14 protein-coding genes and 1 pseudogene are annotated in these 13,001 nt (G+C 36.9%); 14 read left to right on the top strand and 1 reads right to left on the bottom strand.

Annotated features, from left to right (window positions below):
- Positions 1–113: 113 nt before the first annotated feature.
- From AA0X95_RS16895 to AA0X95_RS16845, 11 genes and pseudogenes are all read left to right on the top strand, one after another.
- Positions 114–1,289, top strand: coding sequence for an acetyl-CoA C-acetyltransferase (locus AA0X95_RS16895; protein WP_413299809.1), 1,176 nt, complete (start codon positions 114–116; stop codon positions 1,287–1,289).
- A gap of 187 nt (positions 1,290–1,476) precedes the next feature.
- Positions 1,477–1,647 (top strand): hypothetical protein, encoded by a 171-nt coding sequence (locus AA0X95_RS16890; RefSeq protein WP_413299807.1) that lies wholly within the window; start codon positions 1,477–1,479, stop codon positions 1,645–1,647.
- Positions 1,648–2,003: 356 nt separating this feature from the next.
- Complete coding sequence (locus AA0X95_RS16885) at positions 2,004–2,525, top strand: hypothetical protein (protein ID WP_413299805.1); 522 nt, start codon at positions 2,004–2,006, stop codon at positions 2,523–2,525.
- 27 nt (positions 2,526–2,552) lie between these two features.
- Positions 2,553–3,542: a winged helix-turn-helix domain-containing protein gene (locus AA0X95_RS16880; protein WP_413299803.1), complete on the top strand. Its 990-nt coding sequence runs from the start codon at positions 2,553–2,555 to the stop codon at positions 3,540–3,542.
- Positions 3,543–3,723: 181 nt separating this feature from the next.
- The gene (locus AA0X95_RS16875) at positions 3,724–4,356 is read left to right on the top strand and encodes a gamma-glutamylcyclotransferase (protein WP_413299801.1); all 633 of its coding nucleotides are present in this window, start codon (positions 3,724–3,726) and stop codon (positions 4,354–4,356) included.
- A 12-nt stretch (positions 4,357–4,368) separates the two neighbouring features.
- Positions 4,369–4,587 (top strand): annotated as a pseudogene (locus AA0X95_RS16870) (hypothetical protein); the annotation flags it as partial.
- Positions 4,588–4,599: 12 nt separating this feature from the next.
- Entirely contained in the window at positions 4,600–5,115 is a 516-nt protein-coding gene (locus AA0X95_RS16865) for a hypothetical protein (protein WP_413299799.1), read from the top strand.
- Between the two features lie 129 nt (positions 5,116–5,244).
- Positions 5,245–5,820: a hypothetical protein gene (locus AA0X95_RS16860; RefSeq protein WP_413299797.1), complete on the top strand. Its 576-nt coding sequence runs from the start codon at positions 5,245–5,247 to the stop codon at positions 5,818–5,820.
- A gap of 71 nt (positions 5,821–5,891) precedes the next feature.
- Positions 5,892–6,638 (top strand): M20/M25/M40 family metallo-hydrolase, encoded by a 747-nt coding sequence (locus AA0X95_RS16855; RefSeq protein WP_413299795.1) that lies wholly within the window; start codon positions 5,892–5,894, stop codon positions 6,636–6,638.
- A gap of 270 nt (positions 6,639–6,908) precedes the next feature.
- On the top strand, positions 6,909–7,487 hold the full coding sequence (locus AA0X95_RS16850; protein WP_413299793.1) for a class I SAM-dependent methyltransferase: 579 nt from the start codon (positions 6,909–6,911) through the stop codon (positions 7,485–7,487).
- A gap of 185 nt (positions 7,488–7,672) precedes the next feature.
- A complete protein-coding gene (locus tag AA0X95_RS16845; RefSeq protein WP_413299791.1) occupies positions 7,673–7,993 on the top strand; it encodes a ribonuclease E inhibitor RraB in 321 nt (106 codons plus the stop codon).
- Between the two features lie 399 nt (positions 7,994–8,392).
- On the opposite strand, the gene AA0X95_RS16840 is transcribed toward AA0X95_RS16845, so the two are convergent.
- Entirely contained in the window at positions 8,393–8,830 is a 438-nt protein-coding gene (locus tag AA0X95_RS16840; protein WP_413299789.1) for an N-acetyltransferase family protein, read from the bottom strand.
- A 207-nt stretch (positions 8,831–9,037) separates the two neighbouring features.
- Here AA0X95_RS16840 and AA0X95_RS16835 point away from each other — a divergent pair, with 207 nt between their 5' ends.
- The 3 genes from AA0X95_RS16835 (at position 9,038) to AA0X95_RS16825 (ending at position 12,535) form a co-directional block, all read left to right on the top strand.
- Positions 9,038–9,421, top strand: a complete 384-nt coding sequence (locus AA0X95_RS16835) for a J domain-containing protein (RefSeq protein ID WP_413299787.1) — start codon at positions 9,038–9,040, stop codon at positions 9,419–9,421.
- A gap of 154 nt (positions 9,422–9,575) precedes the next feature.
- On the top strand, positions 9,576–10,946 hold the full coding sequence (locus AA0X95_RS16830; protein ID WP_413299785.1) for a dipeptidase: 1,371 nt from the start codon (positions 9,576–9,578) through the stop codon (positions 10,944–10,946).
- Between the two features lie 182 nt (positions 10,947–11,128).
- Positions 11,129–12,535 carry a tetratricopeptide repeat protein gene (locus AA0X95_RS16825; protein WP_413299783.1) on the top strand — a complete coding sequence of 469 codons (1,407 nt, stop codon included), beginning with the start codon at positions 11,129–11,131 and terminating at the stop codon, positions 12,533–12,535.
- Positions 12,536–13,001 lie beyond the last annotated feature (466 nt).

The following is a 13,001-nucleotide window of genomic DNA, read 5'->3' as shown; positions in this document are numbered from 1 at the left end:
GAAAAACTAATAACCCCTATTTCCAACCTTTTTAAACTTGCTAACCTTTCAAGAACAAATAAACTACAGGAGCTGTTAGGTGACAGGATAATGGTAGTAATGGAGGGAATATAATGACTGAAGTATATATTATTGACGGTGCAAGAACAGCATTCACAAAATTTGGAGGCTCCTTTGCAAATACGGGGGCTACCGAGCTTGGGAATGTAACGGCAATTGAAGCGATGAAACGTTCCAAGGTGGATCCAGAAATGATTGATCATGTGATCTACGGCAACGTCATCCATACAGAAAAAAACGCTGCCTACCTTTCCAGGCATATCGCCTTACATAGCGGTATACCAAAAGAGGTTCCAGCACTTATTTTAAATCGATTATGTGGTTCTGGTCTACAAGCTGTTGTTTCGGCAGCACAACATATTCTAGTTGGAGATGCGAATGTCATACTCGCTGGCGGCACGGAAAATATGTCCCAGTCTCCTTATAGTAACTTCTCCCAACGTTTTGGAGGGGCAAAAATGGGGAAAGTAGAATTTGATGATATGTTGTTAGAAACTTTAACCGATCAGTATACAGGTGGAGGAATGGGTTTAACCGCAGAGAAACTTGCTGAAATGTATGAAATATCTCGAGAAGAGCAAGATGCGTTTGCAGTTGAATCCAATCAGCGAGCAGCCAAAGCGACTAAGGTATTTAAGGAAGAAATTCTACCAGTGGAGGTAAAAACTAGAAAAGGCAGTTTTATCATTCAGGAAGATGAACATATTAAACCGGATGCAAACCAAGAAGCTTTAGCTAAGCTTAGAGCATCCTTTAAAAAAGAAGGAACGGTTACTGCTGGGAATGCTTCGGGAATAAATGATGGAGCAGTATCTCTCGTTGTCGCCAGTAAACAAGCGGTTCAGGAAAATAACTTAAAGCCAATTGCCCGAATCGTTTCCTGGGCTGTGGCGGGTGTTGACCCAGCGATTATGGGAATAGGTCCTGTTCCAGCCATTCAGCAAGCACTAAAACGTGCAAACTTAACCCTGGATAACATGGATTTAATCGAAGTAAACGAGGCTTTTGCTGCACAATATTTAGCTGTTGAAAAAGCGTTGCAACTTGATCGAAACAAAACCAATGTAAATGGGGGAGCGATTGCCTTAGGACACCCTGTCGGTGCAAGTGGCGCAAGAGTACTTCTAACAGCTGCATATGAATTAAGACGAAGAGCTTCACGTTTTGCCGTTGTAAGTTTATGTATTGGCGGGGGACAGGGTATAGCCATGGTAATTGAGCATGTTTAAGATTCGAATTTAAAGGGTCTTCAGGAACGAAAGAGGGAGAGGCTAGATTGTACAAAACCATTCAAACAGAATATTTTAACGGTATTCTTAAATTGGCCGGAACGGATGAATGCTTTACACATGAAATGGCAAGCGAGTTGAAGGATATTTAAAAAAAGCAGATGAGGACGATGACGTCCGTGTCATTGTGGTGACGGGTAAAGGGAGAGCATTTTGTGCAGGTATGGATTTTGGTGATAGAGGAGAGACATTTTCTTCTTCTGTCTCCTTGGATGAGTATCGCGGTAGTGGAGGACAGGTAAGTCTAGTTGTGAACAATTTAAAGGCGAACAGTGACTGTAGCTGTTCGCTATTTTAATGGCAAAAAAACCAAAAGAACCGTCCCCACGGCTTATTCTTATGGTTTTATAAGAGTAGTTTAAACAGCTGTTCTTAAAACAATCGATTGAGGATTGTGGTAAGTGAATGGGGAGTTACTTAATATAAAAATAATAATGTTATGTAAACAATAAATTATTTTTAAGCTATCCTTATTTTTGGATAGCTTTTTAAATGGACAATTTATTTTTAGAGGATTATTGCTTTTTTGGAAGAAATAGTTTAGTGGAATGAATGAAAGCTTTAGCAAAATTATGGTGGTGTTTTGATGAAAAGTAATTTTGATTTTCTACAACCAAAGTGGAATGATCTATACACCTGAATTATTTCAAATGCTTGATAATAAGAGTAACAGGGATTAAGGCTGTTCATGAACCGAATTATGGATCCATTAATGAAGCAAAGAGGATTTTAAAACTGGCCTTTTTCTTAGAAGGATGGCTCAAACAAATATATGACGATTGGAATTATGAGTTACCAGAATTTAAAGAACCTAAGATGGTTGATGAAACAAAAAAACAAAAAAAGACTACTGATTCACACCCTATTAGCAATATAACAAATTCCTTATCAGGATTGACCATGACTTTTTCAAATAATGATAGCGAATATGAAAGATGGCTCATTACCCATAATCAAGGTTTTGTGTTCAATTATTTTGGAGGTGGGCAAGGTAGCCGAGAGATGAACAAAGTTCATAGTGCCAGCTGCAGAATTCTATATAGAAAACAGGATGAAGGAAAACGAACAACAACCTTTTCTAAAATCTGTTCAACCAACCTATCAGAACTAGAAAAGCATATTACAAATCTGCGAGGGAATTCGTGGGTGTATTGCAAAAGCTGTTTGAACAAATAAGAAAAATATGAGTGAGGAGGGATAAATATGATTAGAATGTCAACCCTTTCAGAAGAAAAACTGCTAGAACTGGAAGATGCTTGGTGGGAAAAAGAGGATGAAACGGACCTAGGCTGGATTAATGAAGGGGAAGCGATTTTTAGAAATCTTTCGAGAGTGAATCCGAAAGAAATTCGATATAAAGAAACGCTTGCCTATTTGTTAATAAAACAAGGGGAAGATTTGAAGCTTCGTAAACACTCCTATGAAAAAGCAATCGTGAGATTTAGTCAAGTGGTAAAAATCGTTCCTGAAAATGCAAGGGCCTATTACCGTTTAGGATTTCTTTATTTTTATAAGAAACATTGGGCAAAATCGATTGATTCGTTTCAACACTCACTGAATTGCCACCCAAGGCAGAGCCGAAATCAGCTTGAGAAGGAACAAGAAATGAAAGCACATTATTACTTAGTAAAAGCGACTCAAAGTATTTTAAATGAAAGTCTTGAGAGGATTAAGCAAATTCCTACTAAGGATTTGGAGCTGTTTGGGGAAATGAAGCATTTATTAAAAGAAATGAAAGAGAGTGGTCGTGCAGAGGAAAAGCCTTATCAAATGATTGTAAATGGGGTAGAATTTAGCGAGATTAGTGAACGGGAGTATGACAAGCTTTCTGACCCCTTTGAAAATAAACAATACCTCATTTTAAATCAACGCAGTATGAACGATGTTACCTTATCCTTAAACGGAAGAGAAATTTCAATACCAGCCACACAAGTGCCTCTACTAGAGTACCTAATGCGTCACCCTGAGGGAGTTCGGAATGAAGATATTATACAAAGAAGGTACCGACAATCTAGGGACCCGCACGCTACATTAAGGCGCAATATAGCCAGATTACGGAATCGATTGGAACCTCTAGCACCACTAAACTCATTTATTGAAACAATTGACGGTGGTTACCGCTGGACCTCTTTTTATCCATACCGCATGTTCAAGCACAACCGTGATGTAAGTACAGACCTGCTTCTGGATTAATCCAGAGGCTTTTTTTGTTGTGACAGGTGTGTCACAGCCGTCCCTTTATACTTTAGGTATCAGACGATCAATGGAGATGATATATTGAAGAATTCATCTCATAAAATAAGGTAGTGACACTTGTGTCACAATGACTCCACTATAATCAAAGTGACTAAAGGGTAAAAAGGAGCTGGTACGAATGAATAAAGTACACCGAGTGTTTGTTTACGGGACATTGCGACAGCATGAATCCAATCATTATTTACTAAAAGAAGCAAGGTGCGTGAGCCGCCAATGCTGGACATATGGAACCCTATATGACACAGGGTTCGGCTATCCAGCAATGGTTAAAAGTACGCACAACAGAGTATATGGTGAATTATATGAAGTCACACCCCAGCAGCTTGAAAGACTAGATAGATTAGAAGGATATGAACGGGAAGGAAAGAACAATCTATATGAGCGAATGACACAGGTGGTGCATACAGATTTTGATACCGCCGAAGCGTATGTTTATACCTATCCTTCTTCCAAACGCATGGGTAAATCAGACAAAATTACGTTCGGTGATTGGAAGTGCCATCGTTATTTACAACAGAATGATTTACTATATTTTGCTTACGGGTCATGCATGGATTATGAGCGTTTTAAGCTAGCAGGTGTGAACCACCAGTTTGAAAGAGTGCTAGGTTGTGGGACGGCGATGAATTATTCCTTAGCGTATACGCGAAAAGCTCGTGATGGCGGCAGGGCGGATCTAATTGAATCCAATGAGAATACGGAAGGAAAAATTTATCACATTTCGAGTGGCGCCTTATCCTACTTGTACTGAAGAGAAGGTGTATCGACTCATATATATCGTCCAGCATTTATAGATGTCGTGATGGATGAAAAACTATATAGGAATGTATTAACGTTTTTAGTCATTGATAAAACAAAAGAAGTGGCCCCTCCAATGCACTATGTAACGGAAATTCTCCGAGGGGCAAAAGGATTTGTAAGTGACAGCTATTATCAAAAGCTGGTGAATGAATTGAATGATAAATTTGAGATTAAACAATAAGGAGGGGTTTGGATGGGTACATTTACAGCTCAGCTGCTTGTTGGTCATGTACATCCATATGATGGAGGAATTTATGGAGTAACCCATACACTTTATTTATCCGAAAATGGGAGGGCCGCATGGATGTTACAGAAGGCAGGTGATACTGGTGACAATCAGATCACATGGATACCAACAATCGAACACATGCTAGAGGATGCCTTGTTAATGGTTGGAATATATATTTTGAAGGATAAAGCTCTATGTAAAATGAAGGATTCCTATTTTTCTAATAAACAAAAAAACTATGTAGAACTATACAATGAACTCAACACCAAACAGTTAATTGAAATGCGCGCACGATGTCGTGAACTTTCAAGCGAATCCAAAATCATGATATCTGTTTTCGACGGTTCTACAATACTCAGCCAGTTACCTGTTATTAAAGAGTATGATGTTGATTTTGAGGTTTGTTTGTCAGTTTATCAGAGAACCTTCAACGTGTGGAATGGAATGCGGGAGGAACGAGGTTCTCTCAGGTCATCATAAAATGGTGACCTTTTTTTCTGCCCTTGACTCTTCTATTGATCCCTGAGGTCTCCTGCCACTCTAGTATGTGACAGGGGTGTCACTGCAATTTTGAGATAATGTGTCTAGAAACGAAAGGGAGATGATTCAATGAAAACTTGGAATCAATTATTTAATCGACATGGGTGGTTATTGCTTGAAGAGGAAGGAAACCAATTTAATTGTAAAAATGAAACAGTAGGGAATCTTCAATTTCTATTTGAGTGCCTTGAGAAGGCGAATATTCCATATATCTTCAATCAAAACAGGTTGATCCTATTAGAAAAGGAAATGGAGGAGAAGGAATGGATAGAGTGCATCCAATTTCCACATCGTGGAAAAGGGGAAGGGTTATGGTTTCGCCCTGGGGAAGAGTCTCCAAAGGTTCAGGAGCTAGATGTATATATTAGTGGCGTAGTACGACAATTGAATCTCCTCGGTTTCTATACGAAAGGATCATGCGATGGACACGGAAAAAGACCCGCAACTGTGATGCTGACAAAGGATTGTAACATGGAAATGTTGATAGAACTGTTTGGTGCCCTGCAAATGACCCATTTTAATTGGCGGGAATACCGCAATTATTTTCATATGAAGTTACTGCTTTCTAAAATTGAGCTCCTTGATTTAGCTGACAAATTAAGCCAGGTTCATGAAAGCTGGCTTGCGAGGGGGAAGATTTTATAAAAGAACAATTATTTTATAAACAGCTTGAGAAATTACTAACAATTCAAGGCGTAAGTGGGAGCGAAGAAAAAGTGAGAGAATTTGTGATTGATAAGTTAACCCCATTTGTTGATCATATCACTGTGGACCGGGCAGGAAATGTATTGGCTGAAAAAACCTATCGCGGTGGGCATGGACCAACGATTTTGTTGAATGCTCATCTTGATACCGTATATGAGTTGGAGGAAGACCGAAAGATTTTAAAGAATGGCACGATATGGTTCAGCAGTAAAGGAATCCTAGGAGCAGATGACCGAGCGGGTGTTGCGATCATCCTTCATCTAGCGGAACATCTTTACCACTCTTCTTTAAGCGGCAAGGTAAAAATAATCTTTTCTGTTGAGGAGGAGTGTGGTTTAGTTGGCGCTAGACAAGTGGATGACTATTTCCTTTGGGGAACGGATGCAGCGATTGTGGTTGACCGACGCGGAAATGGAGACATTGTGACTTCATGTGGGGGGATTTTCCCATTTTGCCATCAAGACTATGGTGCCTTTTTCGAGAAAGTAGCAGTGGAAGAGAGACTAAGTGGCTGGACTGCCACTATGGGGGGAAGCAGTGATACTAGAATTTGGGCTGAGCATGGCATTCAAAGCGTAAATCTGTCGGCCGGATATAAGAATGAGCATACAGAAGAAGAGTTGCTTGATGTGAAGGCATGTTATCATACAACTAAACTCTTAGAAGGAGTTTTTAAGAGGGGAAACGAATTAAAAGATGTAATTAGAAAAATCAGTCGAAATCATCAGGAGATAAGGAATTACAGAAGAGCTCTGTAAGGCGAACAGTGACAGTCACTGTTCGCCTTAAATTGAACCTATTAGATGGACAGTATCATATGGAACAAAATTGTGGTCACTATTTAAACAGGTGTTAAAAAGGTTGTATAGGAAATATATATTCTTGACTTTTCATCCAGACATTATAATAAAAACAAATTCAATAATTGAATATATTATGAAGTGTAAATCCTAGGTTTGTAGTTTTTTTCTATTAATATTGAAAAACTAAACTATCTTAAGGTTTGTTCAAAAAAGGAGGAAATCAACATGAACCAACCACAAGAAACATGGAAGGAAATCTGGACGAGAAAAGGGAAAGTATTCGGCTCACAAGAAAATTTGCTTGCATATAATGGGTACGAAGCTACACAAGTTAATATGCATGAAGTAGCGGCGGAAATCGTTAAAGCTCTTGATATCAAACCAACCGATAAGGTTCTTGAGGTGGGCTGTGGTGCAGGCGCTTTAGCACAACATTTAAATTGTGATTATGTAGGAATTGACTATTCGCCTACACTTGTTCAACGGCACATTGAATTCCTAGGTAATTCCGTCCTGGTTGGAGAAGCGAATGATCTTATTTTTAAGGATAATAGCTTTGATAAAGTCATTTGTTATGGTGTATTTTTGTACTTCGATTCCGACGAATACGTCCAACAAGCTATTAGCGAATTACAACGCGTAGCAAAAAAAGCGGTTTTGATTGGTGAACTCCCAATGCGATCTCATAGAGATGAACATAAATTATTTAAAAAAGAAGACTTTTCTGATTGGACCATTACAGATGGATTTTATGACCCATACCGAAAAGACCGATTTAATGCAACGATGTTCTTTCTTGACTAAAGTACATACCAATAGAAAAGTTGCTTACGCATATAAGTAAGCAACTTTTTTAATTACTAAACAGGAACGAGAAACATCTATTCTACTTAAGGATTCAACCTCTATTTGAAAAATAAATTAGGAAAACAGATATATTTGAATTATAATGACACCAATGTATGTACTAGAATATGGAGGAAAAACAAATGAAATTCCCAAATGATCCTGATGGAGAAGCTTTACAAAGTCTATATAAAGATGGAGTGAATTTTAAGAAACCCCAATCTATTGAATTTTTTGTAGCAGTTCCGGATCAAGCCACCGGTGAAAAATTATCGCAAGTACTTAAAGGAGAAGGCTACAATTGTTTCTTAGAACAAGACGACGAAACGGATGAGTGGGCATGTAGTTGTTCTAAAAAAATGGTATTAAATTATAATCAAATAATTAAGATCCAAAAGGAATTAGATAATTTAAGTAAACCATATGGCGGTTATTCCGATGGTTGGGGTGTTTTTGTAGATTAAAAACGGCCGTATGGCGAACAGTGGCTGTCACTGTTCGCCATCATTCATTGTTGATTTTCGTGTGGCTATGAGAATTCTTAAGCGGAGAATTTCCGGTTATAGTCTAAAGAAGGGGCTTAAGGATCAGAAATAAGGGGAGAAATTCCCTCTATTGTATTAATGGCAAGCTTCAAATGTATTAATGGCAAGCTTCAAAAGTCGAAATAAGGGGAGAAATTCCCCTTAATTCATCTAAAACAAGCAAAATCCAACGATTTAAATCATATAAAGGGAAAAACTCCCCTTATTTTTAAGGAAATAGGGGTATTTCCCAATTTAAGGGGGATTTTTCCCTTTATTTTTCATACACTGTGAAATCAACATTTAGTTTTAACAGAGCAATAGATTTAATAAAGATTATTAAATAGGCATACTCATTGTAATAGTTCTATTTTTGAATCCTAATTTTTCATACAGTTTAATGGCTTGATTTCCTGCGTATACGCTTAAACGAACCTCTGAAAATCCATCTTGTTTAAGATGTTCGATACTAGTCTCCATTAAACGTTTTGAAATTCCATTCCCTCTAAATTCTTCTAACACAAACAATTCATAAATAAATCCATATATCTTTTCAGTCAAATGATCTTTACTTGTTCCTATAAGAATCCAACCCATTAGATTATCGCCCTCTGTTGCTATTAAATAATAGCTTCCTTTCTGCAATAATGGTTCAATAAGTTGTTTGACTTTTTCATCTGACGGTTTTGCCTCGCCTAAAGTACCAGCGAATAATGCTTGTGGCGAAAGTGATAAAATCTTTTTATATTCCGAATCGTTTGGTTTCCTTATTACCATAAATTGAGTTCTCCTATCCCCATATTTTTTTATGTATCAGAAGCTCTTTTATATGTTGGCGAACAGTGACTGGCACTGTTCGCCATTTTCATGTTTAAAAAACCACCAGAACCGTCCCTTTGGTCTTTTTAATATAAAACTAGAATATTATTTTGAAAGGATTAAAACGGAAGATAAAGCTATTTAAACCGAAAGAGGGTGAAAATCATGGGATCCATTGGTAATTACTATCTTATTTTAGATGTACCCTATGATGCAACATTTTTTGAGATTAAAGAAGCTTATCGAAAAAAGGTAAAGGAAGTTCATCCAGATAAAGTAAAAGGGAATGCTGAACAGTTTAAAAGAGTGAGAGAAGCATATGAAGTTCTTAAAAATGTTGAAAACAGAAAGAGGTATGACAACTTACTTTTTAAGGAAGCACATTACAAAACACTTAATCAAAAACAAGAATCCGCAGCTCAAACGAATCCTAGTATAAAAATCGTAAAGATAAAGAGCAAAACTCGAAAACAGTTTAGTTTATCATCTGTAACCTTAAATGCGTCTCTTATTTTAATTGGAGTTTATCTAAATAATAAGAGAAAATAAAAGGTTCCTGCGGTGTTCAACGAAAGCAATATCAGGGAAAATATTTAATTTATTACTGGAAATATTAATGGTTTTTGTTCAAACTAAAAGAGACCAAAGAATACATAACATCTAAAGTCAATCCAATTGAAAACAAACGAGAAAAGGTGAGAACATGAATCAATTATCAGAATTAGTATCCAAGGAACATACTCAAAATGTCGAGGAATTAAAAGATTTATTAAGAATTCCAAGCATTAGCTCCTTATCCGAGCATAAAGAGGATATTCAAAAAGCAGCGTCTTGGATTGCCAAAAAACTAGAATCCATTGGAATGGAACACGTTGAAATCATCCAGACAAAAGGTCATCCAATTGTGTATGCCGATTGGCTTCATCAAGAAAATGCTCCAACCGTCTTAGTATACGGGCATTATGACGTGCAGCCCGTTGATCCTGTTCACCTATGGGAAACGCCTCCATTTGAACCGACGATTCGTGATCAAAAGATATATGCAAGAGGGGCAACTGACGACAAGGGGCAAACATTCTTACATATAAAAGCAGTGGAAACACTATTAAAATCAGAAGGTAAATTACCAGTAAACGTTAAATTTTGTATAGAAGGGGAAGAAGAAATCGGAAGTCCTCATCTTCCACCATTTTTAGCCGAAAACAAAGAGAAATTAGCCTGTGATGTAGTTGTCATTTCTGATTCAGATATGTGGGACAGGGGTGTACCTGCGATTACCTATTCTTTAAGAGGACTTTGTGCATTAGAATTTTCACTAAAAACCGCTAACTCTGATCTGCATTCCGGCATGTATGGCGGTGGAGTTCAAAATGCCAACCATCTATTGGTACAGCTTCTTTCCACACTTCATGACGAAAACGGAAAAGTAAAGGTTGAACATTTCTATGATGATGTAGTGGAACTCACCGAATTTGAAAAGGAACAAATTAAAGCATTAGGTTTCAATGAAGATAAGCTAAAACAAACATTAGGGTTAACGGAATTAACGGGAGGAGAAACTAACGATTTTCCTTATTCTGAAAGAATCAATTCACGTCCAACATTAGAAATAAATGGGTTATGGGGAGGATTTCAGGGAGAAGGGACAAAAACAGTAATCCCGAACGAGGCTCATGCGAAAATTACCTGCCGTCTCGTCCATAATCAAAACCCGGTAAAAATTCAGGAATTAATTAAAAAGCACCTCGAAGAACATGCACCAAAAGGATGCACGGTGAATGTGACCCTGCAAGATACGGGAAATCCGTTTTTAACACCTATCGATAGTCCGATGATTCAAAAAGCGGCAGAAGCATATGAAACCGTATATGGGAAAGCACCTGTTTTCAAAAGAGAAGGTGGTTCGATTCCAATTGTATCGAATTTCAGCCATTCCCTACATGCGCCTGTTGTCTTAATGGGATTCGGTTTGCCAGACGAAAATCTCCATGCTCCAAACGAACACTTTAACCTAGAAAACTTTGATAATGGAATCTTAACTATTTGTTCCTTTTTAGCTCTTCTTAATAAGTAAAATAGTTAATCAAATAATTAAGATCCAAAAGGAATTAAATGGCGAACAGTGTCAGTCACTGTTCGCCATTTTCATAGCTAAAAACCACCAGAACCGTCCCACGGTTTTTCTAAACATATGATATAATTAACTACAAAAGCTAGAAAATCATGAAAAACATTATCCAAGGAGGTTGAGTTTGAATGTATAAAGAGCTTATAAGACCGGCTGAAATTTCCATAAAAGATAAAAAGAATATAGTAAAAGGTAATGTTATCCGAGCTGCGGTGTTTGCAAGAACTAATGTGATCGAAGTTTTAACAGCAGGTAACGAAAGTTTTTATTTAATATACTACAAAAATTCCCTAATTTTTGGAGATAAACTAGATAAGGTGGAAGAAGGATCATTTATTAATAAAGCATTTCATGAAGGTATTGTGATTGAATCTCCACATCCAATATTAAAAGCAATAATCCCCAATCATTCCGTTTCCATTCCAAATAAAAATAAACTCTTCACTCAACTTCAAATTCGTTATTCTTTACAGGAAATAGCCTATATTGCCACAACACTTGACTCATTTTTTGATAAGGAAGAGCTTGTGAAAATGATTGACAAGATCTTTTTTCACTATCGAAGAAGCGGAAATTTTATGAAGTCATTTCAGATCCTTCAAATTTTACATGATTTTGTCCCTACTCTAAAATCTGCAAAAGAACGTCTAAATTTACAAGAATTCAATTCTTACAATGATTTTTACAAATCCTCGAGCTTACCTTCCATCCATAAAAGGGATCCCCTTTTTGTCGAAAGACATTGCTTCCAAAATAGATCAAATCCAGATATACGTCATTTTTTAGAAGATATATGTAGAAAACAAGATTCTTTACTGGAGTTATTGCTCTGGTTGGAAGATCCAAAAGCTGACTCTGTTGAAAAATATACAGGTATGGCACTAAAGTTTATTACGATGAAAGAATGGATAGTAATACTGGGAGAGCTAAATATCAATCCGTATCAAGTTTTGCCTGAGGCCAAGTCCATTATTGAAAAAATGATTCAAGAAGAGCGTTTTGAGACGGCAGCCTTATATTTATTGAATTTCATCCATGATCTCCCGGCTTCCTATGATCATATACTGAATGAATTATGGGGGAATTTGAATGCAAGTTTTGTAGGAAAGCACCTGGACGATTTCATTTTTATGAGTCAGCATCTGATCCACGAAGATTCTGTTAAACACTTGGAACAAAAAGTGTTTCAGCTCGCCGTTATCCTGCTTGAAGAGTATGATCTCAAAGCCGTATATGAAAAACTTTTACCGATACAAAAAATACTCCCTCATTCAGCCGTAATAAGAAAAATGAATCATATGCTGGCAATATTAGAGGACCCTGATCAGATGATGGAATTGGGGGATTATTATGCAGAGTTTAAACAATTTGATAAAGCCATTGATTGCTTTTTCTGGGAAATGGAACTTCAACCACAGGATCCAACTCCTGTACAGAAAATCAGCCGAATGTATCAACATAAAGGAATGGTAAAGGAAGCAGCTTCCTACCAAAAAGTTTATGCTCAAATAAAAAGTAATCAAGAAGTAGGATGAACGATGAATAAATCTTCAACAGAAAATTCCTAAATTAATGGTTTCAACTAAAAATAGAAGATTATGATAATCTATTAATAAGAAGAGTTTCGAAGGACATCCGGTATTTTTAGAACTATGGGGCTTCTTTTAAGGCTTGCTTACTGGCCAGATTCAAATACATTTCATTTTGGAGCAATCGGAAACCATGAAATAAAAGATAATATTATTGTTAAACTTTAAGAGAAGGAAGAAAGCCGGCTGCAATTAACAGTCGGCTTTCTTCATAGGTGAGTTAGATTAGTAAATTTTTTTCTAAAATATTTAAAAAGTTGAGTAGATTTTGTTGTAGAAAGTGAACCCATCTTTTCATTAAAATGAGTTTAAAGTAAATTCAGAAAATTTATACAACTAGTCTTACATCTAATATTTACCTAAAAACTATCTATTCCCCGTTCAATTTCGGAGGAACCGATTTTTTACAATT

The sequence above is a fragment of the Neobacillus phoenicis genome, from assembly GCF_047302305.1.
Taxonomy (GTDB): Bacteria; Bacillota; Bacilli; order Bacillales; family Cytobacillaceae; genus Neobacillus.
This window is presented reverse-complemented; position numbering and strand designations above follow the sequence as displayed.

What these genes read in the sequence shown, in the direction of transcription:
- AA0X95_RS16895 (WP_413299809.1), top strand. Translation starts at nt 114, where the DNA reads ATGACTGAAGTATATATTATTGACGGTGCAAGAACAGCATTCACAAAA.
- AA0X95_RS16880 (WP_413299803.1), top strand. Translation starts at nt 2,553, where the DNA reads ATGATTAGAATGTCAACCCTTTCAGAAGAAAAACTGCTAGAACTGGAA.
- AA0X95_RS16875 (WP_413299801.1), top strand. Translation starts at nt 3,724, where the DNA reads ATGAATAAAGTACACCGAGTGTTTGTTTACGGGACATTGCGACAGCAT.
- AA0X95_RS16865 (WP_413299799.1), top strand. Translation starts at nt 4,600, where the DNA reads ATGGGTACATTTACAGCTCAGCTGCTTGTTGGTCATGTACATCCATAT.
- AA0X95_RS16860 (WP_413299797.1), top strand. Translation starts at nt 5,245, where the DNA reads ATGAAAACTTGGAATCAATTATTTAATCGACATGGGTGGTTATTGCTT.
- AA0X95_RS16850 (WP_413299793.1), top strand. Translation starts at nt 6,909, where the DNA reads ATGAACCAACCACAAGAAACATGGAAGGAAATCTGGACGAGAAAAGGG.
- AA0X95_RS16845 (WP_413299791.1), top strand. Translation starts at nt 7,673, where the DNA reads ATGAAATTCCCAAATGATCCTGATGGAGAAGCTTTACAAAGTCTATAT.
- AA0X95_RS16840 (WP_413299789.1), bottom strand. Translation starts at nt 8,830, where the DNA reads ATGGTAATAAGGAAACCAAACGATTCGGAATATAAAAAGATTTTATCA.
- AA0X95_RS16835 (WP_413299787.1), top strand. Translation starts at nt 9,038, where the DNA reads ATGGGATCCATTGGTAATTACTATCTTATTTTAGATGTACCCTATGAT.
- AA0X95_RS16830 (WP_413299785.1), top strand. Translation starts at nt 9,576, where the DNA reads ATGAATCAATTATCAGAATTAGTATCCAAGGAACATACTCAAAATGTC.
- AA0X95_RS16825 (WP_413299783.1), top strand. Translation starts at nt 11,129, where the DNA reads ATGTATAAAGAGCTTATAAGACCGGCTGAAATTTCCATAAAAGATAAA.